At 73.9% G+C, this 25,057-nt stretch carries 22 protein-coding genes, 1 tRNA gene and 1 pseudogene; 12 read left to right on the forward strand and 12 right to left on the reverse strand.

Annotation, left to right across the window (positions count from 1 at the left end; genetic code table 11):
* Positions 1 to 6: 6 nt before the first annotated feature.
* The 3 genes from ACQRUO_RS10015 to ACQRUO_RS10025 form a co-directional block, all read right to left on the reverse strand.
* On the reverse strand, positions 7 to 921 hold the full coding sequence (locus ACQRUO_RS10015; RefSeq protein WP_428315441.1) for a 5'-3' exonuclease: 915 nt from the start codon (positions 919 to 921) through the stop codon (positions 7 to 9).
* 39 nt (positions 922 to 960) lie between these two features.
* On the reverse strand, positions 961 to 1,860 hold the full coding sequence (locus ACQRUO_RS10020) for a PhzF family phenazine biosynthesis protein (protein WP_428315421.1): 900 nt from the start codon (positions 1,858 to 1,860) through the stop codon (positions 961 to 963).
* 91 nt (positions 1,861 to 1,951) lie between these two features.
* Positions 1,952 to 3,094, reverse strand: a complete 1,143-nt coding sequence (locus ACQRUO_RS10025) for a cation diffusion facilitator family transporter (RefSeq protein WP_428315422.1) — start codon at positions 3,092 to 3,094, stop codon at positions 1,952 to 1,954.
* 232 nt (positions 3,095 to 3,326) lie between these two features.
* On the opposite strand from ACQRUO_RS10025, the gene ACQRUO_RS10030 reads away from it, so the two are divergent.
* Positions 3,327 to 4,664, forward strand: coding sequence for a DUF2510 domain-containing protein (locus ACQRUO_RS10030; RefSeq protein ID WP_428315423.1), 1,338 nt, complete (start codon positions 3,327 to 3,329; stop codon positions 4,662 to 4,664).
* Between the two features lie 117 nt (positions 4,665 to 4,781).
* Here the strand turns inward: ACQRUO_RS10030 and ACQRUO_RS10035 are convergent, their stop codons facing one another.
* Positions 4,782 to 5,981: an alanine racemase gene (locus tag ACQRUO_RS10035; protein WP_428315424.1), complete on the reverse strand. Its 1,200-nt coding sequence runs from the start codon at positions 5,979 to 5,981 to the stop codon at positions 4,782 to 4,784.
* A gap of 76 nt (positions 5,982 to 6,057) precedes the next feature.
* A complete protein-coding gene (locus ACQRUO_RS10040; protein ID WP_428315425.1) occupies positions 6,058 to 7,152 on the reverse strand; it encodes a WD40/YVTN/BNR-like repeat-containing protein in 1,095 nt (364 codons plus the stop codon).
* Between the two features lie 48 nt (positions 7,153 to 7,200).
* Here ACQRUO_RS10040 and ACQRUO_RS10045 point away from each other — a divergent pair, with 48 nt between their 5' ends.
* The gene (locus ACQRUO_RS10045; protein ID WP_428315426.1) at positions 7,201 to 7,938 is read left to right on the forward strand and encodes an SseB family protein; all 738 of its coding nucleotides are present in this window, start codon (positions 7,201 to 7,203) and stop codon (positions 7,936 to 7,938) included.
* 125 nt (positions 7,939 to 8,063) lie between these two features.
* Here ACQRUO_RS10045 and ACQRUO_RS10050 read toward each other — a convergent pair whose 3' ends face one another.
* Positions 8,064 to 8,438, reverse strand: coding sequence for a DUF1844 domain-containing protein (locus ACQRUO_RS10050; RefSeq protein ID WP_428315442.1), 375 nt, complete (start codon positions 8,436 to 8,438; stop codon positions 8,064 to 8,066).
* Between the two features lie 452 nt (positions 8,439 to 8,890).
* Between ACQRUO_RS10050 and infC the strand changes: the two are divergent.
* The 9 genes and pseudogenes from infC to ACQRUO_RS10095 form a co-directional block, all read left to right on the forward strand.
* Positions 8,891 to 9,547: pseudogene (infC, locus tag ACQRUO_RS10055) on the forward strand (translation initiation factor IF-3); the annotation flags it as partial.
* A gap of 267 nt (positions 9,548 to 9,814) precedes the next feature.
* Positions 9,815 to 10,009: a 50S ribosomal protein L35 gene (gene rpmI, locus ACQRUO_RS10060; protein ID WP_428315427.1), complete on the forward strand. Its 195-nt coding sequence runs from the start codon at positions 9,815 to 9,817 to the stop codon at positions 10,007 to 10,009.
* Positions 10,010 to 10,112: 103 nt separating this feature from the next.
* Entirely contained in the window at positions 10,113 to 10,508 is a 396-nt protein-coding gene (rplT, locus tag ACQRUO_RS10065; protein ID WP_428315428.1) for a 50S ribosomal protein L20, read from the forward strand.
* A gap of 139 nt (positions 10,509 to 10,647) precedes the next feature.
* On the forward strand, positions 10,648 to 11,520 hold the full coding sequence (locus ACQRUO_RS10070; protein ID WP_428315429.1) for a TrmH family RNA methyltransferase: 873 nt from the start codon (positions 10,648 to 10,650) through the stop codon (positions 11,518 to 11,520).
* 105 nt (positions 11,521 to 11,625) lie between these two features.
* Complete coding sequence (locus tag ACQRUO_RS10075) at positions 11,626 to 12,768, forward strand: ATP-binding protein (protein WP_428315430.1); 1,143 nt, start codon at positions 11,626 to 11,628, stop codon at positions 12,766 to 12,768.
* Between the two features lie 178 nt (positions 12,769 to 12,946).
* A complete protein-coding gene (gene pheS / locus ACQRUO_RS10080) occupies positions 12,947 to 14,068 on the forward strand; it encodes a phenylalanine--tRNA ligase subunit alpha (RefSeq protein ID WP_428315431.1) in 1,122 nt (373 codons plus the stop codon).
* A complete protein-coding gene (pheT, locus tag ACQRUO_RS10085; RefSeq protein ID WP_428315432.1) occupies positions 14,068 to 16,587 on the forward strand; it encodes a phenylalanine--tRNA ligase subunit beta in 2,520 nt (839 codons plus the stop codon). The genes pheS and pheT overlap by 1 nt, the downstream gene beginning before the upstream one ends.
* Positions 16,588 to 16,715: 128 nt before the next feature.
* A complete protein-coding gene (locus ACQRUO_RS10090) occupies positions 16,716 to 17,447 on the forward strand; it encodes a hypothetical protein (protein ID WP_428315433.1) in 732 nt (243 codons plus the stop codon).
* A 24-nt stretch (positions 17,448 to 17,471) separates the two neighbouring features.
* Positions 17,472 to 17,565: transfer RNA gene (locus tag ACQRUO_RS10095), tRNA-OTHER, on the forward strand.
* A 277-nt stretch (positions 17,566 to 17,842) separates the two neighbouring features.
* Here ACQRUO_RS10095 and ACQRUO_RS10100 read toward each other — a convergent pair.
* The 3 genes from ACQRUO_RS10100 to ACQRUO_RS10110 all read right to left on the reverse strand — a co-directional run bounded on the left by ACQRUO_RS10100 (position 17,843) and on the right by ACQRUO_RS10110 (position 20,500).
* The gene (locus tag ACQRUO_RS10100) at positions 17,843 to 18,535 is read right to left on the reverse strand and encodes an MBL fold metallo-hydrolase (protein WP_428315434.1); all 693 of its coding nucleotides are present in this window, start codon (positions 18,533 to 18,535) and stop codon (positions 17,843 to 17,845) included.
* A gap of 74 nt (positions 18,536 to 18,609) precedes the next feature.
* Positions 18,610 to 19,437 (reverse strand): GH25 family lysozyme, encoded by an 828-nt coding sequence (locus ACQRUO_RS10105; protein ID WP_428315435.1) that lies wholly within the window; start codon positions 19,435 to 19,437, stop codon positions 18,610 to 18,612.
* 193 nt (positions 19,438 to 19,630) lie between these two features.
* Entirely contained in the window at positions 19,631 to 20,500 is an 870-nt protein-coding gene (locus ACQRUO_RS10110) for a 3-hydroxybutyryl-CoA dehydrogenase (protein WP_428315436.1), read from the reverse strand.
* A 227-nt stretch (positions 20,501 to 20,727) separates the two neighbouring features.
* On the opposite strand from ACQRUO_RS10110, the gene ACQRUO_RS10115 reads away from it, so the two are divergent.
* The gene (locus tag ACQRUO_RS10115; protein WP_428315437.1) at positions 20,728 to 21,546 is read left to right on the forward strand and encodes an SDR family NAD(P)-dependent oxidoreductase; all 819 of its coding nucleotides are present in this window, start codon (positions 20,728 to 20,730) and stop codon (positions 21,544 to 21,546) included.
* A gap of 29 nt (positions 21,547 to 21,575) precedes the next feature.
* On the opposite strand, the gene ACQRUO_RS10120 is transcribed toward ACQRUO_RS10115, so the two are convergent.
* From ACQRUO_RS10120 to ACQRUO_RS10130, 3 genes are all read right to left on the reverse strand, one after another.
* Positions 21,576 to 22,496 (reverse strand): polysaccharide deacetylase family protein, encoded by a 921-nt coding sequence (locus ACQRUO_RS10120; protein WP_428315438.1) that lies wholly within the window; start codon positions 22,494 to 22,496, stop codon positions 21,576 to 21,578.
* A gap of 65 nt (positions 22,497 to 22,561) precedes the next feature.
* A complete protein-coding gene (locus ACQRUO_RS10125; RefSeq protein ID WP_428315439.1) occupies positions 22,562 to 24,151 on the reverse strand; it encodes an alpha-amylase family glycosyl hydrolase in 1,590 nt (529 codons plus the stop codon).
* Positions 24,152 to 24,231: 80 nt separating this feature from the next.
* Positions 24,232 to 25,057 (reverse strand): class F sortase (locus tag ACQRUO_RS10130; protein ID WP_428315440.1); only part of this gene is annotated, 826 nt, incomplete at its 5' end.

Genomic DNA, 25,057 nt, shown 5'->3' on the forward strand with positions numbered 1-25,057 from the left:
CAGCTCTCAGCGGCTGCTCGCGAGGGTGTCGAGGAGGCGGGTGAGGGAGGTGCCGAGGCCCCAGTGGGTGGCGAGGGCTTCGAGGGTCATGGGGTCGAGGGGTTCGGTGGGGAGGGCGGGGTCGAAGTCGGGGAGCGCGACGTCGGTGGCGACGCGGACGACGGTGGGGGCGACGTCGAGGTAGGGGGCGCCTTCGAGGATGTTCCTGCGGCGGGCCGGGGTGAGCTTGGAGAGGGGGTCGGCAGCGGCGGCGCGGATGCCGGCGAGGTCGCCGTACTCGCGGATGAGCTGGGCGGCGGTCTTCTCGCCGATGCCCTTGACGCCGGGCAGGCCGTCGCTGGGGTCGCCGCGCAGGGCGGCCATGTCGGCGTACTCGGGGCCGGTGACGCCGTACTTCTCGCGCAGGGCGGCCTCGTCGATGAGCTGGGCGGCGCCGACGCCCTTGACCGGGTAGAGCACCTGCACGCCGCGGGCGTCGTCGACCAGTTGGAACAGGTCGCGGTCGCCGGTGACGATCCGCACCGGGACGCTCGCCCGGGTGGCCAGGGTGCCGATCACGTCGTCAGCCTCGTAGCCGGGGACGCCGATCCGGGCGATGCCGAGGGCGTCCAGCACCTGCTCGATGACCGGGACCTGGGGGGAGAGGGTGTCCGGGATCTCCTCGGCACCCTCCTCGCCGGCGGGCTGCTCGGGGGCCAGGCGGTGGGTCTTGTAACTGGGGATCAGGTCGACCCGCCACTGCGGGCGCCAGTCGGCGTCCATGCAGGCGACCAGCTGGTCGGGGTGGTGGTCCTGGACCAGGCGGGTGATGAAGTCCAGCAGGCCGCGGACGGCGTTCACCGGGGTGCCGTCCGGGGCCTTCACGGACTCCGGCACGCCGAAGTACGCCCGGAAGTAGAGGCTGGCGGTGTCGAGCAGCATCAGGGTCACGCCCCGATCATCCCGCACCGCGGTGACAACTCAGTCCGGCAGCCGCACCGCCGCGCCGGTGACCCGCACCCGCGGGTCGCCGGCCCGCAGGGTGACCCGGAGCAGGCCCGGGCTGCCCAGGTCCTCGCCCTGGTGCAGGGTCAGCTCGGCGCCCGCACCGGGCGCCGCGCCGGTCTCGCCGAGGTCGCGCAGGTAGGCGCCGAAGGCGGCGGCCGCGGCGCCGGTGGCCGGGTCCTCCACCACCCCGCCGACCGGGAACGGGTCGCGGACGTGGAAGACGGCGGCCGAGGCGCGCCAGACCAACTGGAGGGTGATCAGCTCGCGCTCGGTCATGAAGGCGGCCAGCGCGTCGAAGTCGTAGGCCAGTGCGGCCAGGCGCTCGCGGGTGCGGGCGGCGAGCACCAGGTGGCGGGCGCCGGCGTAGGCGTAGCGCGGCGGCAGGGCCGGGTCGAGGTCGTCGGCGGACCAGCCGAGCAGGGCCAGCGCCCGGTCGACGTCGCCGTCCTCCGGGGTCCAGACCCGCGGCTCGACGCTGGTCAGGGTGGCCCGCAGCACGCCGTCCGGCCCGGCGGTGACGGTCACCGGCACGCTGCCCGCCCGGGTCTCGAAGCGCAGCTCGCCCGGGCCGCTCGCCTCGGCCACCGCCACCGCGGCGGCCACCGTGGCGTGGCCGCAGAACGGCACCTCCAGGGTGGGCGCGAAGTAGCGCACCCGGAAGGCGCGGTCCGCCCCGGCGGCGGTGGGGTCGGTGGCGCTGGGACCGGCGGCGGGTTCGGCGGTCAGGAAGGCGGTCTCGGAGTAGCCGAGCTCGGCGGCGATGGCCAGCATCTGCTCGTCCGTCAGACCGGTGGCGTCGGGCACCACCCCGGCCTTGTTGCCGCCGTCCGGGTCGGTGGTGAAGGCGGCGTACCGCAGCACAGTGGTCGTCATGATCGCTCGAACACCGCCCGGCGGCCGCTGATTCCGCCCGCCGACCGCTGCCCGCCGCCTGCTGCCGCCCGCCGCCTGCTGCCGCCCGCCCTCAGTGGGCGTGCGGACCGGCGCGGTGCACCGGACCGTGCGAGTCGGCGCAGTGTTCGGCGGCCAGCGCCTCGGCGGCGTCGGTGATCTGCAGCAGGTCCTGGTCCTCGTCCTCGCCGACGTGGTCCACCTGGAGCGTCGCGTGGGTGATCCGGTAGTCCTCGCGCAGCCGGCGCTGCAGGTCGCGGCGGACCGCGTGGCAGTCGCCGCCGGGGGAGACCAGGATGTGCGCGGAGAGGGCCGGCTGGCCGGAGGTGATCTCCCAGACGTGCAGGTCGTGGATCTCCTCGACCAGCGGGGTGGTGACCAGGCGGTCGGCCAGCGCGTCCGGGTCGACGCCGGCCGGGGCGGCCTCCAGGAAGATCCGCCCGGAGTCCCGGACCAGCCCGATGCCGGCCCGCAGCATCAGCACCACCACGATCAGCGAGGCGATCGCGTCGGCCCGGGCGAAGCTGGTGGTCAGCATGATCGCGCCGGCGACCGCGGTGGCGATGAAGGCGTAGAGGTCGGTCAGCACGTGCTGGAAGGCGCCCTCGACGTTCAGCGAGCTGCGGTTGGCCTTGGACATGCACCAGGTGGCGGCCAGGTTGACCACGATCCCGACCAGCGCGGTCACCAGCACCAGGCCGCCCTCGACCTGCGGCGGCGAGACCAGTCGGCTGATCGCCTCGTAACCGAGCCAGGCCGAGAGCACCAGCAGGGTGACCCCGTTCGCCTGGGCGGAGAGGATCTCGGCGCGCTTGAGGCCGTAGGTGAATCCGCCGCGGGCCGGTTTGGCGGCCAGCCGCATCGCGATCAGGGCGAGCACGATCGAGGCGGCGTCGGTGAGCATGTGCGCCGCGTCCGAGATCAGCGCCAGCGAACTCGCGGCGAATCCGACCACCACCTCGGCGGCCATGAAAACCACGATCAGCATCAGCGCGCTGGTCAGCCAGCGGCGGTCGGCGTCGGCCGCCACGCCGTGCGAGTGGCCGTGGCCGCCGTGTCCGTGCCCGCCGTGTCCGTGCCCGCCGTGGCCGTGGTCGCCGTGGCCGTGGCCGTGGTCGCCATGGGCGCCGTGGCCTTGGTCACCGGGCCCGCCGTGGTCGTGGTCGTGCCCGTCGTGATCGTCGTGGCTGTGCTGGTGGTCGTCGTGGCCGGCCATCGCGCTGTCTCCTGAACGCCGGGTGGGATCTGCGGACTGCTGCCCTGCACCGGAAGTGAACCGCATATCGGACGAAGATCCAAAGGCTGCAGTGGTGACCGTTGTCGTTCCACTTTCGGCGGCCGTCCAAGGCCCGCCGAACGGGCGCTCTCACCGTAATCTCATGCGAATCGACCCGATTGTGCCGGTCAGTTGATATCGCGTTTATCCGCCTGCCCATACATTTTCTGGTGTGAGCGAAGCGAAGATCCCGGCCGGGTGGTACCCGGACCCCCAGGACACCACCAGTGACCCCAGGCCCGAGCGATGGTGGGACGGCATCGGCTGGACCGCCGCCACCCGCCCCGGTGGCTCCGGCGCCCCGGCCGGCCCGACCGACCAGGATGCACCGGCCGACCAGGATGCACCGGCCGCCGCGGGCTTCGGGGACGTCGAGGACACCGCGGTGCTGCCCGGCGGCTCCGCTGCCGCTGCCGCCGACGGCCCCGGCATCTCGGAGGTCGAGGAGACCACCGTGCTGTCGGACGGCATCCGGGTGATCGAGGGCGAGGTGCTGGAGAACGGCACCGTCCGCTACCCCGCGATGCCGGACGGACCCGAGGGGCCGTACGGACCGGGCCCGAGCGTCGACCCGTACGGCGCACCGCTGCCGCCCCGCAAGCCCTCGCTGCTCCAGCGGGCCGGCAAGCCGCTGCTGGTCACCGCCGCGGTGGCGCTGCTGGTCGGCGCCGGCCTCGGCTCCGGCATCACCTACCTGGCCACCGACCACCACGACGGGCGCGCCACCGCCCAGGCCGTGCCGCAGCCGAACCCGGCGCAGAACGGCAACGGCAACGGCCGGGTCCCCGGCCACCGCGGTGGCGGCAGCGGTGGCGGCAACGGCAGCGGTGGGCTCGGCGGCCTCGGCGGCTCCGGCGGGGGCTTCCCGGTCATCCCGGGTCTCCCGGGCGGCGGAAACGGCGGAAACGGCGGGAACGGCGGCGGGAACGGTGGCGGCCAGTCGAACATCGCCGCCGACCTGAACAGCGGCATCCAGCTGCCCGTCCCGGCCGGCTGGACCGGCGGCACCGCTCAGGACGGCACGGCCTTCCTGAACATCGGCCCCTACCAGTGCCCGGGCGCCGGGAACGGCGGTGGCGGCGCGGACGGCGGCAGCGGCCAGGCCACCCAGTGCACCCTGGGCGGGGTGAACAGCGGCCAGATCCAGGGCACCGACCCGCAGGCCGCGGCCAAGCAGGACATCGCCGACGCGGCCAAGGCCTCCTACCCCGGTTTCAAGGACCACAAGGAGCTGGAGTCCCAGGCGGTCACGGTGGACGGCCGCTCCGGCTACCTGGTGCGCTGGCAGGTCACCGCGGCCCAGGGCAACAACGGCACGGTCGAGTCGGTGGTCTTCCCGTCCTCCGACGGCCAGAGCCTGATCTCGATCCGGCTCGGCTTCGACATCGCCGACAAGGCTCCCGCGGTCTCCCAGATGGACTCCATCATCAGCGGGATCACCAACTACAGCGGCCCGGGCGCCGGCGGCGGTGCGGCCGGCGGCAACGGGTCCGGCGGCACCGCGACCTGAGGCCGGGTCAGCGCTTCGCCGCGAACCGGAAGACGTCGGAAGACGTCGCGCCTCGCCAGCACACCGTGGGTGCCCCGCCGCCGGACCACCGGCCGCGGGGCACCCACGGTTCCGCACTCAGAGGAAGCTCTGCCCCTCGCCCCGGTAGGTCGGCACGCTCGCCACCACCGCGTCCCCCGCCACCAGGTGCAGCCGCTCGAAGCGCTCGCACAGCTCCCCGGCCTTGGCGTGCCGGAACCACACCTTGTCGCCGATCAGCAGGTCGTCGGCGGCCGACCCGAGCAGCGGGGTCTGCACCTCGCCGGCCCCCTCCTGCGGGTCGTAGCGCAGCCCGGCCGGCAGGTGCGGCACCGGCGAGCGGTCCGCGCCGGCCGGTCCGGAGGCCGGGTACCCGCCGCCCAGCACGGTCACCACGCCCACCCCGGGCCGGCGCACCACCGGCTGCGCGAAGAGCGCCGCGGGGCGCCCGCGGAAGGCGCGGTAGTTGTCGAACAGCCGCGGCTGGTAGAGCCCGGAGCCCGCCGCCACCTCGGTCACCGCCGCCTCGGCCGCCGTGCTCTCCAGGCTCCCCGTGCCGCCGCCGTTGACGAACTCCAGGTCCGCCACCCGCCGCACCGCCCGCACCACCGCGGCGCGCCGCTCGGCCAGCTCGGCCCGCGCCCGCTCCTGCATCACCCGTATCAGCGCCGAGCGCACCGGCCGCCCCGCCACCCGGTCGCCCACCCCGGCCACGTGGCCCTCGTACGCCATCAGCCCCACCACCCGGAACCCGGGCCGCCGCTGCACCAGCGTGGCGAACTCCGCCAGCTGCTCCGGCGTGCGCAGCGGCGAGCGCCGCGCCCCGACCCGGACCCGCCCGCCCAGCAGGTGCAGCGCGGTGTCCAGCTCGAGGCAGACCCGGACCTGCTCGCTGCCGGCGCGGGCCGCGTCGATCAGGGTCAGCTGCGCGGGGTCGTCCACCAGCACGGTGATCGCGGCGGCCAGCTTGGGGTCGCCGGTCAGCTCGGCGAAGCCGGCCCGGTCGGCCGAGGGGTAGGCCAGCAGCACGTCCGGGAAGCCGGCCCGGGCCAGCCAGATCGACTCGGTCAGGGTGAAGCTCATCAGCCCGGCGAAGCCGTCCCGGGCCAGCACCCGCTCCAGCAGGGCCCGGCAGCGCACCGACTTGCTGGCCACCCGGATCGGCCTGCCGGCCGCCCGGCGCACCAGATCGGCGGCGTTGGCGTCGAAGGCGTCCAGGTCGACGATCGCCAGCGGCGCGTCCAACTCGGCGGTGGCCCGGTCGTAGCGGGCCCGGTCGGCGGCGGGGGAGCTCGTCATTGCGGCAGCCTGCCACAGCGTGGCTACCCCTGGGTAGGGGCGGGTAGCGGGCAAAGCCGTGGCGTGGCTCGGCGGTTCAGCGCCCGGGCAGCACCGCCGCCCGGACGCAGAGCACGTCCGGCAGGTGGGACTTGACCAGCCGCCAGCTGTCGCCCTCGTCCGCGCTGGCGTACACCTCGCCGTTGCGGTTGCCGAAGTAGACCCCGGCCGGGTCGGCGTCGTCGCAGCGCAGCGCGTCCCGCAGCACCACGCCGTAGTGGTCCTCCTGCGGCAGTCCGGCGCTGAGCGGGTGCCAGCTCTCGCCGCCGTCCACGGTGCGGTAGATCCGGCACCGGTGCTCGGGTGGCAGCCGCCGGTGGTCGGCGGTCAGCGGGGCCAGGTAGGCCACGCCCTCGCGGTGCGGGTGGGCGGCCACCGCGAAGCCGAAGGTGGCCGGCAGGCCGGTCTCGATCGGGTGCCAGCTGGCCCCGGCGTCGTCGCTGCGGAACACCCCGCCGTGGTTCTGCAGGTAGCGGCGCCCGGGCCGCACCGGGTCCCGGGCGACCTTGTGCACGCACTGTCCGAACTCCGGCGGCTCGCCCGGCAGGAAGCCGGTGGTGATGCCGTGGTTGGACGGCGCCCAGGTCGCCCCGCCGTCCGCGCTGCGGTAGACGCCGCCGGTGGAGACGGCCACGGTGAGCGCCTTCGGGTCCTGCGGGTCGGTCAGCACGGTGTGCAGCCCCTGGCCGCCGAAGCCCTCGCCCCACTCCGGCCGCTGCGGGTGCTCCCAGAGCGTCTCCACCAGCGCGAAGCTCTCCCCGCCGTCGGCGGAGCGGAACAGCGCCGCCGGTTCGGTACCCGCGTAGACCACCTCGGGCGCCTCCGGCCCGGCCGGCTGGAGCTGCCAGAGCCGGGTCAGTGCGACCTTGGTGTGTTCGGGGAAGGCCACGGCCGGGCGGGTCGGTTCGAACCAGCTCTCGCCCAGGTCGTCGGAGTGCCACACCGACGGTCCCCAGTGGCTGCTGTCGGCGCCGACCAGCAGCCGGGTGCGCCCCTCGCGGGTGTCGATGCCGATCGCGTAGACGCCGTTCATCGGGAAGTGCGGGCCGGTGAAGTCCCAGCCCACCCGGTCCCGGCTGCGTCCCAGGAACAGGCCCTTCGCGGTGCCGACCGCCAGCAGTACCTCGGTCATGCCCCCACTCTGCGCGGCGGGCCCGCAGCCAGCGGCTAGGCTCGCCGGGTGGACCGCAAGAACATCCCCGACCCCGGATTCGCCGACGACGACGGCACCGCCGACCCGGCGCTCGCCGCCGCCCTGGCCGACTGGGCCCGCGACCCGGCCGCCGCCGAACCCGCGCTGCTCGCCGCGCTGCGCCCGGCCCGGCTGATGGTGCCGATCGTGGCCCTGCTGGGCGAGGTGACCACCGACGCCAACGGTCTGAAGCACGAGAAGACCAGCGACATGGCGGTCCCGGTGATCGAGGCCGCCGACGGCCGCCGGGCGCTGCCCGCCTTCACCTCGCTGGCCTCGCTCGCCGCCTGGCAGGCGGACGCCCGGCCGGCGCCGGTGAGCGCCCCGCAGGCGGTCATGACGGCCTACGGCGAGCGGGCCGACACGCTGCTGATCGACCCCGCCGGCCCGGTCACCTACCAGCTGACCGGCGCCCGGATGCGCGCGGTGGCGGAGAACCGGGTCTGGCTGCCGCCGACCCGGGACCCGGACGTGCTGGCCGCGCTGCGCACCCTGCTGGCCGTCGAGCCGCAGGTGCTGCGGGCCGAGCTGCGCCCGGGCGACGGCACCGACGCGGTGCTCGCCCTGGGGCTGGCCGACGGTGCCCAGGTGGCCGAGCTGGCCCAGCGGCTGGCCGGCGCGCTGGCGGGCGACCCGACCCTGCGGGTCCGGCTGGCCAGCGGCCTGGACCTGGCGCTGCTGCCGCCGGGGGCGCCGGCCGGCGAGTGCTTCTACCGGCGCGGCTGACCGCGGGACCCCCCTACCAGCGGCCGACCGCATGACCTTCTACCTGCGCGGCCGACCGCAGGAGCCCGACACGACGCAGGGCGGGCCCGGGAGATCCCGGGCCCGCCCTCGGTACCGTCCGGCCGTCAGGAGTAGACGGGCCCGGTGAACTTCTCGCCCGGCCCGGCGCCCGGGGCGTCCGGCACCAGCGAGGCCTCGCGGAAGGCGAGCTGGAGCGAGCGCAGCCCGTCGCGCAGCGGGGCGGCGTGGAAGTTGCTGATCTCCGGGGCGCCCGCGGTCACCAGGCCGGCCAGCGCGGTGATCAGCTTGCGGGCCTCGTCCAGGTCCTTGTCCTTCTCCCCGCCCTCGGCCAGCCCGCACTTCACGGCCGCCGCGCTCATCAGGTGCACCGCGACGGTGGTGATGACCTCGACCGCGGGCACCTCGGCGATGTCACGGGTCAGGTCGTCGAAGTCGGGGGCCGGCTCGTGCAGGCCGGAGTCCTGCGGCTCGGCCGGCACGGACTGGGAGGGCTCGGTGCTCACGCGGGGGCTCTATTCCTCGGGGGTGTCGCTGGCCCTGGCAGAGTACCTGGCGGCGTCCGGCGCGACGTGCGCTGCGCCGGTAGTGTAGAGTTTTCCAATGACCGGCCAGGCGCTTCACCGTGCCCGGCCAGCAAGAGGAGGCTCCACAGTCTCCCACCTGATCGACCTCCGGGTCGACGGGTCCCGGTCAGCGATCGCAGCCGCAGGGCCGCCGGTCGCTCGCAGCGCCCCAGGGCGCAGCCCCGGTCTGTGTGGAGCCCCGCTTGCAACCGAGCGGGGCTTTTTTCGTGCCGCGGTGCTCAGCAGGGTCCGACGGCCCGTGCCGACGGCAGCGCAGCACGAATGAAGCCCCGCCCAGTGGTCGAAGTCCACTACGTGCGACCGCCTCCCTGACGGCCGTATGAAGAAGGTGCAACCGAGGAGGCCCCATCAGCACCGAGCCCCGCATCAACGACCGGATTCGCGTCCCCGAGGTGCGACTCGTCGGTCCCAGCGGCGAGCAGGTCGGCATCGTGCCGCTTGCCAAGGCGCTGGAGCTCGCGCAGGAGTACGACCTCGACCTGGTCGAGGTCGCGGCGACCGCCCGGCCGCCGGTGTGCAAGCTCATGGACTACGGCAAGTTCAAGTACGAGTCGGCCATGAAGGCCCGTGAGGCGCGCAAGAACCAGGCGCACACGGTCATCAAGGAGATGAAGCTCCGGCCGAAGATCGACCCGCACGACTATGACACCAAGAAGGGTCACGTCGTTCGGTTCCTCAAGCAGGGCGACAAGGTCAAGATCACGATCATGTTCCGTGGTCGCGAGCAGTCCCGCCCCGAGCTGGGCTTCCGACTGCTGCAGCGGCTCGCCACCGACGTCCAGGACCTGGGCTTCGTGGAGTCCTCGGCCAAGCAGGACGGCCGTAACATGATCATGGTTCTCGGCCCGCACAAGAAGAAGACCGAGGCGATGGCCGAGGCCCGTGCGGCGCAGGACGCCCGCAAGGCCGAGCGCCTGGGCCGCACCGGCGGCCAGGCTGACGCCGCCGAGGCCGACGACGCGGCCCTCGAGGCCGAGAACGCGGCCCTTGAGGCCGAGGACGCCGCTCTTGAGGCCGAGGACGCCGCTCTCGAGGCCGAGAGCGCCGACGACGCCGCCCAGAACGAGGCCGAGGCCGGCGACACCGCCGCCGACGCCGAGCAGCCGGCCGAGGTCGCGCAGGACGCCTGAGCCCGGTAGGGCTCCGGTCGGTCCGCACGATCCGGCCACGCGGTACCAGGGCTCCCGCCCCGGTATCGAGAACACCAAGCGCCTGGGCCCGCGTGCGCTCTGCACGCGGGCCGAGGCGGACCGACGAGGAGATACGGCGACATGCCGAAGCAGAAGACGCACAGTGGCGCCTCCAAGCGCTTCAAGATCACGGGCTCGGGCAAGGTGCTGCGCGAGCGCGCCGGCAAGCGCCACCTCCTGGAGCACAAGCCCTCCACGCTGACCCGCCGTCTGTCCGGCAACGCCGAGATGGCCCCCGCTGACGCCAAGAAGATCAAGAAGCTTCTCGGCAAGTGATCGCCCGCCGCGGCCCCGCCGCGGAGTCCGGCTGATCCTTCCCGACCTATTCGAATGACGGACCGCGTGAAGTAGTCCGTGGTCCAACCCAAGGAGTAATGAAGTGGCACGCGTCAAGCGGGCAGTGAACGCCCACAAGAAGCGCCGGGTCATCCTGGAGCGCGCCAGCGGTTACCGTGGCCAGCGGTCGCGCCTGTACCGCAAGGCCAAGGAGCAGGTCACCCACTCGCTCGTTTACAACTACAACGACCGCAAGAAGCGCAAGGGCGACTTCCGTCAGCTCTGGATCCAGCGCATCAACGCGGCCGCCCGTGCCAACGGCATGACCTACAACCGCTTCGTGCAGGGTCTGAAGGCCGCCAGCATCGAGATCGACCGCAAGATGCTGGCCGAGCTCGCCGTCAACGACCCCAACGCGTTCGCCGCGCTGGTCGAGGCCGCCCAGAAGGCGCTGCCGGCCGACGTCAACGCGCCGAAGGCCGCTGCCGACGCCGCCTGATCCACGCAGCACCCCGGACCCGCAGGCTCCTCGTGAGCCTGCGGGTCTTTGCACTCAGCGCACCCAGCGCCGTCAGCGCACCCAGACTCGGCGCATCCAGCGCGCCGCCGCACCCTGCCGAGAGAGACCGCCCGAGAGCATGGCCACAACCGACACCCCCCAGCTCAGCTCGCTCCGCTCGCCGCGGGTGATCGCCGCGCGCAAGCTGGCCCGCCGGGCCCAGCGCGGCAAGGACCGCCGCTTCCTGGCCGAGGGCCCGCAGGCGGTCCGCGAGGCCGTGAACTTCGGGCTGCTGCCGGACGGCGAGCACGCGGTGGTGGAGGTCTACCTCACCCCGGAGGCGGCCGAGCGGCACGCCGAGCTGGTGGCCGCCGCCCGGGCGGCCGGGGTGCCGGTGCTCACCGCCACCGACGAGGTGATCGCCGACATCTGCGACACGGTCACCCCGCAGGGCATCGTGGCGCTCTGCCGCTTCCTGGACACCCCGTTCGCCGAGGTGCTGAAGGCGCGCCCGAAGCTGGTCGCGGTGCTCGCCAACGTGCGCGACCCCGGCAACGCCGGCACCGTGCTGCGCACTGCGGACGCGGCCGGTGCGGACGCCGTGGTGCTCACCGACGCCTCGGTGGACCTCTACAACCCCAAGGCGGTGCGCGCCTCGGTGGGCAGCCTCTTCCACCTGCCGGTGGCGGTCGGGGTGCCGGTCGAGCAGGCGGTGGCCGAGCTCCGGGCGGCCGGGGTGCGGGTGCTGGCCGCGGACGGGGCCGGCCGGCGGGACCTGGACCAGGAGCTGGACGAGGGCACCCTGGCCGGGCCGACCGCCTGGCTCTTCGGCAACGAGGCCTGGGGCCTGCCGGAGGAGACCCGGGCGCTGGCCGACGAGGTGGTCCGGGTGCCGATCCACGGGCACGCCGAGAGCCTCAACCTCGCCACGGCCGCCGCCGTCTGCCTCTACGCCTCCGCGCGCGAGCAGCGTTCGCCCGCAGGCTGTCGCGAGTCGGGCACGGAGCGCTAGGGTCTGGGCTCGGGGGAGCACGGCAACTCGCACGGCAACAGACACGGGAGCAGCACGCTCGGCCGCGCGGGCGGCCGGCGGGGCCGTCGGATCGGGAGGACACCCATGCTCGGCAGCGAGGACCGGCCCTGCGCCGTGCCGGCCGGAGCGGCCGGGCCGGCGCTGGACCCCGACCAGCTGCCCGACGGCCTGGTGATCGCCGACCGGGACGGCCTGGTGGTGACCTTCAACCGGGCCGCGGCCCGGCTCACCGGGGTCGGCGCGGCCGCCGTGCTGGGCCGCCCGCTGGCCGAGGCGCTGCCGCTGGAGGACCTGGACGGCCGTCGCTGGTGGCCGCTGACCGACCCGTACGGCGGGCTGGCGATCCGCACCCGGCAGCCCGAGCGCAACCTGCTGCTGCCCGGCCGCAACCGGGAGCTGCTGGTCTCCGCCGCCTACGTCCGGGAGCACCCGCGCGGGCCGCTGCGCCAGCTGGTGGTGGCGCTGCGCGGCACCGACGCCCGGCGCCGCACCGAGCGGGCCCACGCGGAGCTGATCGCCACCGTCGCGCACGAGCTGCGCTCCCCGCTGACCAGCGTCAAGGGCTTCACCGCGACCCTGCTGAACAAGTGGGAGCGGTTCACCGACGGCCAGAAGCGGGTGATGCTGGAGACGGTGAACGCGGACGCCGACCGGGTCACCCGGCTGATCGCCGAGCTGCTGGACATCTCCCGGATCGACGCGGGCCGCCTGGAGGTGCGCAAGCAGGTGGTCGACCTGGCCGCCGCGGTGCGCCGGCACGTGGCGGGCAAGGTGGCCGCCGGCATCCCGGCCGAGCGGTTCGACATCCGGCTCGCCGAGGGGCTGCCGCAGCAGTGGGCCGACCCGGACAAGGTCGACCAGGTGCTGGCCAACCTGCTGGAAAACGCGGTGCGGCACGGCGAGGGAACTGTCACCATCGAGGTGGCGCCGGCCAAGGAGATCGTCGAGGCCGCCGGCCCGGAGCACCCGGGCGCGCCGCCCCGCGTGGTGGAAGGAACGGCGGTCACGGTGAGCGACCAGGGCAGTGGGATCCCCGAGGAGGCCATGCCGCGCGTCTTCACCCGTTTCTGGCGCGGCAGCAAGCGCGGCGGCACCGGCCTGGGCCTGTACATCGTCAAGGGCATCGTCGAGGCGCACGGCGGCACCATCCGGATCGACCGGGCCCCCGGCGGCGGCGCCCGGTTCCGATTTATCCTGCCCGCCGGGGTGCCCGACTTCATGGTCTGATCGCCTGGCCTTTCGGGGGGCGATCGATCCACGGGCCCGGCGGGCCGATCCGGGTTGTCCACGCGGTCCCCGAGGCATCTCACGCCCGGGGACGATCACCGGCGGGTATGCGCTCTGCGACTACACTCGACCTGGTGTAACGCCACGCAGACGAGCAGGAGCACGGGAAAACATCGACATGTCGGCACCCAATAAGTCCTACGACCCGGTGGAGGTCGAGGCGTTGAAGCCCGAGGCGGTCGAGCGCGCCCGCGACGAGGCGATCGCCGCCTTCGCCGCCGCCACCAGCCTGGACGAGCTGAAGCAGGCCAAGGTCGCGCACACCGGCGACCGCTCCGCGCTCTCGCTGGCGAACCGCGAGATCGGGGCACTGCCGCCGCAGGCCAAGGCCTCGGCGGGCAAGCTGATCGGCCAGGCCCGCGGTGCGGTCAACCAGGCGCTGGCGAAGCGTCAGGCCGAGCTGGAGGCCGAGCGCGACGCCCGCGTGCTGGTCGAGGAGGCGGTGGACGTCACGCTGCCCTACGACCGGGCCCCGCGCGGCGCCCGCCACCCGCTGACCACGCTGGCCGAGCGGATCGAGGACACCTTCGTCGCGATGGGCTACTCGATCGCCGCCGGCCCCGAGGTCGAGGCCGAGTGGCTCAACTTCGACGCGCTCAACCTGGGCCCGGACCACCCGGCCCGCTCGATGCAGGACACCTTCTTCGTCGCGGCCGCCGATGGCTCGCCGGACTCCGGCATGGTGCTGCGCACCCAGACCTCGCCGGTGCAGATCCGCAGCATGCTGGCCAAGCAGCCGCCGCTCTACGCGGTCTCGGTCGGCCGGGTCTACCGCACCGACGAGCTGGACGCCACCCACACCCCGGTGTTCCGCCAGGTCGAGGGCATCGCGGTGGACCGCGGCATCACCTTCGGTGACCTCAAGGGCACCATCGAGCACCTGGTCGCCACCCTGATCGGCGACGAGCTCGAACTGCGCTGGCGCCCCTCGTACTTCCCGTTCACCGAGCCGAGCGCCGAGGTGGACCTGCAGTGCTTCGTCTGCCGGGGCGCCAGCGTCGGCAACCCGGACGCGCCGTGCCGCACCTGCTCCTCCGAGGGCTGGATCGAGCTGGGCGGCTGCGGCGTGGTCAACCCGCGGGTGCTGGTCGCCTCCGGGGTGGACCCCGAGCAGTACAGCGGGTTCGCCTTCGGCCTGGGCCTGGAGCGGATCCTGATGAACCGTCACAACGTCGCCGACATGCGCGACATGGTCGAGGGTGACGTGCGCTTCACTCTCCCGTTCGGGATGGAGATCTGATGCGCGTCCCGCTTTCCTGGCTGCGTGAGTACGTCGACCTGCCCGCCGGGGTCACCGGCCGGGACCTGGCCGAGCAGCTGATCCGGGCCGGCCTGGAGGTCGAGACCGTCGAGCAGCTCGGCGCCGACCTCAAGGGCCCGCTGGTGGTCGGCGAGGTGCTGTCGATCGAGGAGCTGACCGGCTTCAAGAAGCCGATCCGCTACTGCCTGGTCAACGTCGGCGACGCCAACGGCACCGGCGAGCCGCAGGAGATCGTCTGCGGTGCCCGCAACTTCGAGGTCGGCGACAAGGTGGTCGTGGTGCTGCCCGGCGCCGAGCTGCCCGGCCCGTTCCCGATCGCCGCCCGGCAGACCTACGGCCGCACCTCGGCCGGCATGATCTGCTCGGCCCGCGAGCTCGGCATGGGCGAGGACCACAACGGCATCATCGTGCTGCCGCCCGAGTACGCCCCCGGCACCAACGCCATCGAGCTGCTCGAGCTGGTCGACGAGGTGCTGGACATCGCGGTCACCCCCGACCGCGGCTACTGCCTGTCGATGCGCGGCGTGGCCCGCGAGGCGGCCGCCGCCTACGGGCTGCCGCTGGCCGACCCGGCGCTGCTCGACGTGCCGCCGGCCAACTCCTTCGGCTACCCGGTCAAGGTCGCCGACCCGGCGGGCTGCGACCGCTTCGTGGCCCGCACCGTGGTCGGCATCGACCCGGCCGCCAAGTCGCCGATCTGGCTGCAGCGCCGGCTGCAGAAGATGCACGTCCGCCCGATCTCGCTGACCGTCGACATCACCAACTACGTGATGCTGGAGGTCGGCCAGCCGCTGCACGCCTACGACCGCAGCCGGGTCGCGGGCGCCATCGCGGTGCGTCGCGCCGAGGCCGGCGAGGTGCTCACCACGCTGGACGGCCAGAAGCGCGAGCTGTCCCCCGAGGACCTGCTGATCTGCGACGACAGCGGCCCGATCGGCCTGGCCGGCGTGATGGGCGGCGCCTCCACCGAGATCCTCGACCCGGTCTTCGACCCGGAGACCGGTGCCGTGACCGGCTCCACCGAGGTGATCATCGAGGCCGCGCACTTCGACCCGGTGGCGATCGCCCGCAGCGCCAAGCGGCACAAGCTGCCCTCCGAGGCCTCCAAGCGCTTCGAGCGCGGGGTCGACCCGGAGGCCGCCCGGGCCGCCGCGCAGCGCGCCGTCGACCTGCTGGTGCTGATCGCCGGCGGCACCGCCGAGGCCGGGGTGACCGACATCGCCGCCCCGCACCCGGTGCGCACCATCACCATCGCCGCCGACCTGCCCGACCGGGTGGCCGGCCTGGAGTACGGCCGGGAGACCGTCACCCGCCGGCTGCAGGAGGTCGGCTGCTCGGTGGTCGGCGCCGACCTGCTGGAGGTCACCCCGCCGACCTGGCGCCCCGACCTGACCGACCCCAACGACCTGGCGGAGGAGGTCATCCGGCTGGAGGGCTACGACAACGTCCCCACCCGGATGCCCACCGTCCCGCCGGGCCAGGGCCTGAGTGCCGACCAGCGGATGCACCGGCGGATCGGCCGGGCGCTGGCCGGGGCCGGCTACGTCGAGGTGCACAACTACCCGTTCCTCGGCGACGCGGCCTTCGACGCGCTCGGCCTGGACGCGGACGACGTCCGCCGCCGCACGGTCAAGCTGGTCAACCCGCTGAACGACGAGGAGCCTGCGCTGCGCACCACGCTGCTGCCGGGCCTGCTCGGTGCGGTGCGGCGCAACATCGGCCGCGGCAACACCGACCTGGCGGTCTTCGAGGCCGGCCTGGTCTTCCTGCCCGCGGCCGACCAGCCGGTCGCCCCGCGGCCCGCGGTCGACCGCCGGCCCAGCGACGAGGAGATCGCCGCGCTGGACGCCGCGCTGCCGCACCAGCCGCGCCGGGTGGCCGTCGCGCTGACCGGCGAGCGGCTGCCCTCCGGCTGGTGGGGCAAGGGCGCGCAGGCGAGCTGGGCGGACGCCGTCGAGGCGGCCCGCACGGTGGCCGGCGCGGCCGGCGTCGAGCTGGCGGTGCGCCAGGGGCAGTACGCCCCGTGGCACCCGGGCCGCTGCGCCGAGCTGCTGGTGGCCGGCACCGACCGGGTGGTCGGCCACGCCGGCGAGCTGCACCCGCGGGTGGTCAAGGCGCTGCACCTGCCGGAGCGCACCGTGGTGGCCGAGCTCGACCTGGACCTGCTGACCGCCGACGGCGAGGCGCAGGCCGAGGGCCCGGCCGTCTCCTCCTACCCGGTCGCCACCCAGGACGTGGCGCTGATCGTGGACGCCGCGGTGCCCGCCGCCGCGGTGGAGGCCGCGCTGCGCGAGGGGGCCGGCGAACTGCTGGAGGCGATCCGGCTGTTCGACGTCTTCACCGGCGAGCAGGTCGGCGAGGGCAAGAAGTCGCTGGCCTACGCGCTGCGGTTCCGGGCCACCGACCGCACGCTGACCGCGGACGAGGCCTCCGCGGCCCGCGAGTCCGCGGTGGCCAACGCGCTGGCGCGCACCGGTGCGGTGCTGCGCGGGGCGTAGTCCCGGCCGACGGTGGGCCCCGGTGCGGAGCACGTCCGCACCGGGGCCCACCGCGTTTCCCGGCCCGGTTTCCTCGGTGCGCGAATCTCATTCGCCGTACGGCTGTTCGCCCTGCTAGCGTCCCTGACGTGCCGAAGCTGAATCAGATCATCGCCGTGGAGAAGGGCGTCAAGTCCAAGTCCTTCCAGGAGCTGACCCAGGCTCACCAGGACCTGCAGAAGCCCGCCCTGCTGGCCGGGATCTCCCGGACCTACCAGCCCAAGGACGAGGAGGGCGAGCAACTGCCGCCCGAGTCCACCCGGGTGCAGGTCAAGGCCGAGGACGTGCTGCGGACCACCGCCGCCACCCTCACCAAGCTGTTCGACGTGACGGCGACCAAGGACTGGACCAACCGCTCGGCCTGCGCCGACGTGGTGCTGGACGGTCAGGTGCTGCTGGCCCAGGTGCCGGTGCCCTACCTGCTCTTCCTGGAGAAGCAGCTCACCGACCTGGCCACCTTCGTGCGCAAGCTGCCGGTGCTGGACGCCGCCGAGTCCTGGAACCTGGACCCGTCGACCGACTCCTGGAAGACCGAGCAGGTGCGCACCATCCGGACCAAGAAGGTGCCGCGCAACCACGTCAAGGCCGAGGCCACCGAGAACCACCCGGCCCAGGTCGAGGTGTACTACGAGGACGTCCCGGTGGGGTACTGGACCACCGTGAAGTTCTCCGGTGCGCTGCCGGCCCGGCGGGTGAACGAGCTGCAGGAGCGGGTCGAGAAGCTCCAGCAGGCCGTCAAGTTCGCCCGGGAGGAGGCGAACGGCACCGAGGTCACCGACCAGCGGGTGGGTGACGCGGTGTTCGGCTACCTGTTCCGGTAGCCTCATGAACGCCCCCGCTCGAGCGCGGGGGTGCGCCGGGGAGCCGGCGCAAGCTGACACTGAATGTGAAGCTGATCCCAGGGATCCGGTGGGGGTTCGAATCCCTCCCCCCGCACCAGCCGCGCGGGGGTGGCCCAAGTCAGGCAGAGGCAGTCCCTGTCAATCTCAGACTCTCGCTCCAGTCTCAGCATTCGCCGCCGAACGCCGGATCGACCGGGTGCGGACGACGATCGACGAATGCGGGTTCAAATCCTGTCTGAGCCGCTCGTGGCTCGGTAGTTCAACGGTAGAACGCGTCGATGTCAGACTGATCCGCACTCTTCAACGTGCCGGTGTGTGCAAGTGGGCGGCACACTGGAGCCCGGGAACTGGCTACGTTCCCGGGCTCCGTCGCGTCAGCCCTGCGGCAGGGCGCGGCGCAGCCGCTCGGCGGCCCCGGTGGCGATCGGCTCGCCGTGCCCGAAGCAGGCGGTCTCGACGGGCAGTTCGGCCTGCCGGTGCAGCGACTCCACGGCCTGGTCGGTGTCCAGGTTGAACACCCCGAGCCGGGTCTGCTGCTGCACGTTGCTGATCGTGTCCCCGGTGAAGAGCACCTGGGCGTCGGGCAGGTGGAGCGCGATGCTGCCCTCGGTGTGGCCGGGCACCGCGATCACCCGGGCACCGCCGCCGAAGTCGAGGGTGTCGCCCTCGCGCAGCTCCACGTCCACCGGGACCGGGCCGGCCGGCGGCAGGTAGGGCAGCGAGTCGAACAGCTCCCGCTCCCACTCGGCGGCGAAGACCAGGTCCGGGATCGGCACCTCGCCGCGGATCTGCGCGGCGTCCGCGGCACCGGCGAACACCTGGGCCCCGCCCCAGCCGGCCGCCTCGGCCGCGCCGCCGATGTGGTCGTCGTGCCCGTGGGTGAGGACGATCCGCTGCAACTCCGCGGGCCGGCGGCCCAGCGCCCGGATCGCCTCGGCGATCGCGGGTGCCGAGCCGGCCGGCCCGGAGTCGATCAGGGTGAGCGAGTCGGCGTCGAGCCAGAGGTAGGCCTGGCCCACGCCGAAGCGGAGCAGGTGCAGGTGCGGGAAGATCTCCTCGAGGTCCATGGGGCTCACGGTACGTCGGCCCGGCCGCCCCCACGACCCGCGTTCGCCGATGGCTGACGGATCGTCATATCGACTCAGGTGACCGGGTCGTTCCAGGACGCGGCCCAGGTCGCCGGGCCCACGATCCCGTCCACGGTCAGCCCCTTCTCCTGCTGGAACTGCCGGCAGACGGTCTGCGACTGCTGCCCGTACCAGCCGTCCACGCCCAACGGCCAGCCGCGGTCGTGCATCTGCTGCTGCCAGGTGCGGACGTTGCCGTCGTGCAGCATCGGGGTCTGCAGCCTGAGGTACTCGCCCGGCCAGGCCGGCCCGGCGGGCGGTGCGAAGGCGGTGGCCCAGGAGCGGAGTTCGGCGGTCGAGCCGAGGTGGCAGAAGTCCTGGTCGGTGCCGTCGTCGGAGTACTGGTGGAACAGCCAGTCGGCGTTGACCCCCGGCTGCCCGGCCGGCAGCCCGGCGGTGGCGATCCACAGGAAGTCCTGGAAGTAGCCGGTGGTGTCGACGTTGTTCCAGTAGTCGGCGTTGCAGTAGAGCCCGACGGCGTTGTGCGGCAGCTTGCCCTTGACGTAGCGCAGCCAGGCCTCCTTGTAGCTCAGCTGGTCCGCCTTGGGGACGCTCTCGTTCTCCGCGTCGTAGCCCTCCCAGTCCAGGCAGACCAACTCCCCGTTCTGCGGCTGCGCCAGGCTGAGGAAACGATCCGCCTCCGCCGCCATCGCGTTGCCCATCTCCGGGTAGTGGTAGTAGCCGACCACCAGGCCCGCCGCTCTGGCGTGATCACGCTGGTCGGTCCAGACCGGATTGGTGTAGGTCAGCCCCTGGGTCACCTTGACGAAGGCGAAGCTGAGCCCGCTGGTGTCCGGTGCGGCCGACTGGTAGCTCGACCAGTCCTGCCCGTAAGTCCCCATGCTGCTCCTCGGGTCGAGGTCTCGGTGTACGTCCGGTCGTCGGCCGTGTTACCCAGAACCGGGCAGGTCCATGACTGCCGGACCGATGAGCGGCACGGGAGGTCCAACGGGAGGTCGAGGGGCAGGCGGGTACGGCCGGGCCCCCGCGCGGACGACTGCCGCGCGGGGGCCCGGGAGGCTGCCTGGGGAGGGGTCAGGCCGTGGCCGTGTAGTCGTAGAAGCCGCGGCCGGACTTGCGGCCGAGCAGGCCCGCGTCGACCATCCGGGAGAGCAGCGGCGGGGCCGCGTACAGCGGCTCCTTGAACTCCTCGTACATCGAGTCGGCGATCGACACGATGGTGTCCAGGCCGATCAGGTCGCACAGGCGCAGCGGACCCATCGGGTGGGCGCAGCCGGCCTCCATGCCCTTGTCGATGTCGGCGGCGGTGGCCACGCCGGACTCGAACATCCGCACCGCGGAGAGCAGGTAGGGCACCAGCAGCGCGTTGACCACGAAGCCGGCCCGGTCGCGGGCCCGGATCGGCTCCTTGCCGAGGGCCTGGACGGCGAAGGCCTCGATCCGGCTGGTGGTCTCGGCGGAGGTGGTCAGCGTGGGGATCACCTCGACCAGGCGCTGCACCGGGGCGGGGTTGAAGAAGTGCAGGCCGATCACCTGCTCCGGGCGCGTGGTGGCCGCGGCCAGCTTGACGATCGGGATCGAGGAGGTGTTGGAGGCGAGCACCGCGTCGCGGCGCTGCACCACCTGGTCGAGGGTCTGGAAGATCTGGAGCTTGATGTCCTCGCGCTCGGCGACCGCCTCGACCACCAGGTCGCGGTCGGCGAACTCGGTCAGGTCGGTGGTGAAGCTGAGGTGGGACATCGCCTCGTCACGCTGCTCCTGGCTGAGCTTGCCGCGCTTGACCGCGGTGTCCAGCGAGTTGGTCAGCCGGGCCCGACCGATCTCCAGGGCCTCCGGGGTCGCCTCCGAGACCAGGACGTCCAGTCCGGCTCGGGCGAACACCTCGGCGATGCCCGATCCCATCAGACCGCAGCCGACCACTCCGACGCGCGCGATGTCGCTCACTCACTTGCCTTTCCTGGTGTCCAGCCGGGCGGGGTCGCCGCCCATTCCGCTCGACCGTACTACCTGGCGGCCCGGTGTGGGCCAGGGGCCCTGCCGATCTTCGTCAGGACCGGGGGCTGCGCCGATCGGGTGAGGCCGGTGCGTCCGCCTGTGTGGCCGCCCCACCCCGGGTGGGCGCACCCGGAATGCTGTGCTGTGCGCCGGGAGGCGGGGCGAAGGGAGCGGCGATGCGCAGCGGTTCACTGGAGGGGCAGGTGGCCCTGGTCACCGGTGCCGGGCGCGGCATCGGCCGGGAGATCGCGCTCGGGCTGGCCGCCGAGGGCATGGCGGTCGGCCTGGTCGGACGGACCCTGGGGACCTTGACCGACACCCTCAAGGCCTGCGTCCGGCAGGGCGCCAAGGGCATCGCGGTGACCGCCGACGTGTCCCGCCCGGGCGCGGTGCGCGAGGCGGTGCGCAGCGTCGAGCGCGACCTGGGGCCGATCGACCTGCTGGTCAACAACGCCGGGCAGGTCGACCGGAGCGAGGGCCCGTTCTGGGAGGCGGACCTGGGCCAGTGGTGGCAGGTGGTGGAGGTCAACCTGCGCGGGCCGGTCAACCTGATGCGCAGCGTGCTGCCGGGCATGGTGGCGCGCCGGCGCGGGCGGGTGGTCAACCTGAACTCCGGCTTCGCGATCCGCCCCGACGGCCACTACTCCGCCTACGCCACCTCCAAGGGCGCGCTGCTCCAGCTCTCCGACAACCTGGCCGACTCGCTGGCCGAGCACCACGTGGTGGTGCTGGACATCAGCCCGGGCGCGGTGGCCACCGACATGACCGCCGGGATGCCGATGTTCGCCGGGATGAAGGAGTGGAACAGCATCCCGTACATGGTCGCTGTGGTGGTGGACGCGGCCCGCGGCAGGTTCGACGGGCTGCACGGGCGGTTCATCCACGCCGGGCGGGACAACCTGGAGCGGCTGGTGGCGCAGGCCGCCGAGATCCGGGCGGCGGACGCCAGGACGCTGCGGCTGCGCCCGTTCGGGGGCGACGACCCGCTGGCCTAGCGGGCGCGGGCGCGGGCGCGGGCTCAGGCTCAGGCGAACAGGCGGCTGGCGGTCACCGCGCTCAGGCCGCGCTGCTGGAGCGCCTCCAGCACCGCCGGCAGCGCGTCCACGGTGCCCTGGTGGCCCATGTGCAGCGCGACGATCGAGCCGGGCCTGATCGCCGCCAGTATCCGGCGCTGGACCACGTCGGCGCCCGGGTCGGCGTAGTCGCGCGGGTCGACGTCGTAGGAGAGGCAGTGCTCGTAGCCGACCCGCAGGGCCTGTGCCTTGACCTCGGCGGAGGCGTACTGCGCGGCCGAGGGCCGGAACCAGCGGCCGATCGAGCCGGTCAGCGCCCGCAACCGGTCCGCGCAGCCGGCGATCTCGGCGTACGCCTGGTCGGCCGGCAGGGCGTTGATGTCCAGGTGGTTCTGGGTGTGGTTGCCCAGCTCGTGCCCGCCGTCCAGGATCCGCCGGGCCAGCTGCGGCTGCTGGTCCAGCCAGCTGCCGACCACCAGCACCGTGACCTGGGCGCCGTGCTGCTCGGCGGCCGTCAGCAGGGCGGTGGCGAGCGCCGGGTCGCCCTGGCCGTGGAAGGTCAGCGCGATCTGCGGCCGGTCCCGCGGGCCGGTCGCCACCTCGGCCGGGGTGCCGGCGGCCAGCGGCGGCTGGTCGGCCGGGCTCGCCGAGGCGGTGGCGGACGGGCTGGTGGCGGACGGGCCGGCGGCCGTCGGGCTGCCCGGGCCGCCGATCGGGTTGGTGTGCGGGACGGCGCCCGGCACCCGGCCCGGGGTGAGCACGGTGGGCGCGCTGCCCGTGGCGGTGCCCGGGTGCGGGTGGCCCGGTGCGGTGGCGGCGCTGCCACCGGCGCCGGCGGCCTCCTGACCGCAGGCCGCCAGCAGCGGGCCGGCCGCGGTGAGGGTGGCCAGCTGGGCGGTGGTCCGCAGGATCCTGCGGCGGTTGACGCTCATCGCCGCCAGCATAAGGAGCCCGGAAACACCCGGCGATTCGAGCGGCGGCCCCGGCCGACGGCGGCTCAGAGCGCGAAGATCCCGTAGCCGAAGCCCTCCGCGCGCACCCGCCCCGCCGCCGCCCGCACCCCGCGGGCCAGCAGCGGTTCGGCGGTCGCGGTCAGCTGGGGCAGCGTCAGTTCGGCCGGCTCGCGGCGCGGGTTGACCACCACCAGATGGGTGGTGCCGCGCAGGTAGGCCAACGGGTAGCCGGCGGACAGCACGGTCACCGGGGCGCCGGTACCGAGCGCCGGCACCTGGCGGCGCAGCCGGACCAGCCGGCGCACCTGGTGCAGCAGCGAGTCGGGGTCGGCCTGCTGCGCGGCCACGCTGGGGCGGTCGGCGGCCGGGTCGAGCGGCAGGTAGTAGGCGGCCGGGGCGGCGGTGGAGAAGCCGGCGCCGGGCGTGTCGTCCCACTGCATCGGGGTCCGCGAACCCTGCCGGGCCTCGGAACCGAACTGGCTGCCCTCCTTGTCCGGCAACCCGGGCACGTAGCGCATGCCGATCTCGTCGCCGTAGTAGATCACCGGCAGGCTGGGCCAGCTGAGCACGAAGGCGAAGGCGCAGCCCAGTTGCTCGCGGGTGCGCGGGCCGCAGGCCAGCCGGGAGAAGTCGTGGTTGGCGGTGGGCAGCGCGACCAGGCCACGGCCGTCGATCGCCTTCTCGGCCTGCTCCCAGGCGGCCAGGAACTCGGCCGGCGAGCCGTCGCCCGCGGGGTCGAAGAAGCACGGCCGGCCGTCCGCCCAGCTGCCCTGGCTGCCGGTGCCGTTGTCCCAGAGCGAGCGCAGCGCGCGGCCGTTGAAGTGCAGGAAGAAGTCGGCGTGCAGGCCGGCCGGGACCGAGCGGGCCGGGTCGCCCCACTCGGCGATCAGCACCCGGTCCGGGTACTCGCGCTCCAGCCAGCCGCGCAGCTCGCCCCAGAGCCGGCCGGTCTCCAGGTGCTCCGGGTCGTCCTTGACCAGCGAGGCGGCCATGTCCACCCGGAAGCCGGCCACCCCCAGCTCGAACCAGTGCGCCATGATCTCGCGCAGGGCGGCCCGGTTGGCCCGCGGACCCGGCGCGTCCACCGGGCTGCGCCAGGGCTCGTCCGGGTGCGGGCGGGCGTAGCCGAAGTTGAGGGCGGGCTGGATCGGGTAGAAGTTGGCCCGGTAGAAGCCGCCGCGCGGGCCCAGGTTGGGGATCCACTCGTGGACCGGCGCGGTGATCCGGTCGGACCAGATGTACCGGTCGTCGCCCGGGGTCCGGGCGGAGTGCCGGAACCAGGCGTGGCGGTGCGAGGTGTGTCCCGGCACCAGGTCGAGCAGCACCCGCAGGCCGCGCTCGGCGGCGGCCCCGACCAGGGCGGCGAGGTCGGCGTTGCTGCCGTAGCGCGGGGCGATGGTCAGGTAGTCGGCCACGTCGTAGCCGGCGTCGCCGAACTCGGAGGCGAAGCACGGGCTGAGCCAGAGCGCGGTCACCCCGAGGTCGGCCAGGTGGTCCAGGCGGGCGGTGAGACCGGGCAGGTCGCCGATCCCGTCGCCGTTCGAGTCGGCGAAGGACTGCGGGTAGACCTGGTACAGCACCGCCTCCGCGAGCCAGGCGGGGACGGCGGGCTGACGGTCGGTCGGATGCGCCATGCGGTCAGCCTAGGGCGGGCGGTCGGGCCCTGTCCGGCGCTTGCCGGAACGCGGCGCCGGCTCGGGCCGGCCGCCCCGGGTCAGCTCTCGCGCAGGCCGGTGAGGTGGGCGAAGACCACCACGTTGGCGGTGTAGTCGCCGCGTTGGCGGTCGTAGGCGCCGCCGCAGGTGATCAGGCGCAGCTGGGCGTCCGCGGTCTTGCCGTAGACCCGGTTGTCGGGGAACTGGTCCTTCGGGAAGACCTCCACGCTGTCCACCGTGAAGGTCGCGGTGACGCTGTCGTCGCGGGCGATGTCCACGGTGGTGCCGGGGGTGACCGAGCTCAGGCCCCAGAAGACCGCGGGCGAGGTCCTGGTGTCCACGTGGCCCAGCACGATGGCCGGGCCGCGGTTGCCGGGCACCGTGCCGCCCTGGTACCAGCCGACCAGGTTGGTGTCGTCGGCCGGCGGCGGGTTGATCACCCCGGTCGGGTCCAGGCCGAGGCCGGTGAAGGGGGCGTTGACGCCGATCGAGGGGATGCTCAGCCGTACCGGGTGGGCGTCGGGCACGACCAGGGCCGGGACCGTCCGGGCGGGGGAGGGGGTGGCGGTCGGCGAGGCGGCCGGGTGGGCCAGGGCGGCGCTGGGCTTCGGGGGCAGCGAGGCCGTCGGGTCACCGGCCCGGTGCAGCATGAAGAGGCCGAGCAGGCAGGCACCGAGGGCGGTGAACAGCAGGTTCCGTCGGCGGCGGGCGACCGGGTCGGGGTAGGAGACCGGGGGATCGTTCGCGGGAGCGTGGTTGCCCATGGCCGGGCCTTTCTGGAGGACGGGGCGGCGAGGCGGTGACGGCGGTGCGGCGGTGACGCGGTGCTGCGGCAGCGCCCCGCGCGCCGCGCCACCGCCGGGGGGCGGGGCGCGGCGCGCGGGG

Source organism: Kitasatospora sp. LaBMicrA B282 (genome assembly GCF_050325825.1).
Classification (GTDB): domain Bacteria; phylum Actinomycetota; class Actinomycetes; order Streptomycetales; family Streptomycetaceae; genus Kitasatospora.

Coding starts and splice junctions, on each gene's coding strand:
- pheS (WP_428315431.1), top strand. CDS start 12,947: ATGTCGGCACCCAATAAGTCCTACGACCCGGTGGAGGTCGAGGCGTTG.
- ACQRUO_RS10015 (WP_428315441.1), bottom strand. CDS start 921: ATGCTGCTCGACACCGCCAGCCTCTACTTCCGGGCGTACTTCGGCGTG.
- ACQRUO_RS10105 (WP_428315435.1), bottom strand. CDS start 19,437: ATGGGGACTTACGGGCAGGACTGGTCGAGCTACCAGTCGGCCGCACCG.
- rpmI (WP_428315427.1), top strand. CDS start 9,815: ATGCCGAAGCAGAAGACGCACAGTGGCGCCTCCAAGCGCTTCAAGATC.
- ACQRUO_RS10035 (WP_428315424.1), bottom strand. CDS start 5,981: ATGACGAGCTCCCCCGCCGCCGACCGGGCCCGCTACGACCGGGCCACC.
- pheT (WP_428315432.1), top strand. CDS start 14,068: ATGCGCGTCCCGCTTTCCTGGCTGCGTGAGTACGTCGACCTGCCCGCC.
- ACQRUO_RS10025 (WP_428315422.1), bottom strand. CDS start 3,094: ATGGCCGGCCACGACGACCACCAGCACAGCCACGACGATCACGACGGG.
- ACQRUO_RS10020 (WP_428315421.1), bottom strand. CDS start 1,860: ATGACGACCACTGTGCTGCGGTACGCCGCCTTCACCACCGACCCGGAC.
- ACQRUO_RS10115 (WP_428315437.1), top strand. CDS start 20,728: ATGCGCAGCGGTTCACTGGAGGGGCAGGTGGCCCTGGTCACCGGTGCC.
- ACQRUO_RS10070 (WP_428315429.1), top strand. CDS start 10,648: ATGGCCACAACCGACACCCCCCAGCTCAGCTCGCTCCGCTCGCCGCGG.
- ACQRUO_RS10075 (WP_428315430.1), top strand. CDS start 11,626: ATGCTCGGCAGCGAGGACCGGCCCTGCGCCGTGCCGGCCGGAGCGGCC.
- ACQRUO_RS10100 (WP_428315434.1), bottom strand. CDS start 18,535: ATGGACCTCGAGGAGATCTTCCCGCACCTGCACCTGCTCCGCTTCGGC.
- ACQRUO_RS10040 (WP_428315425.1), bottom strand. CDS start 7,152: ATGACCGAGGTACTGCTGGCGGTCGGCACCGCGAAGGGCCTGTTCCTG.
- ACQRUO_RS10125 (WP_428315439.1), bottom strand. CDS start 24,151: ATGGCGCATCCGACCGACCGTCAGCCCGCCGTCCCCGCCTGGCTCGCG.
- ACQRUO_RS10120 (WP_428315438.1), bottom strand. CDS start 22,496: ATGAGCGTCAACCGCCGCAGGATCCTGCGGACCACCGCCCAGCTGGCC.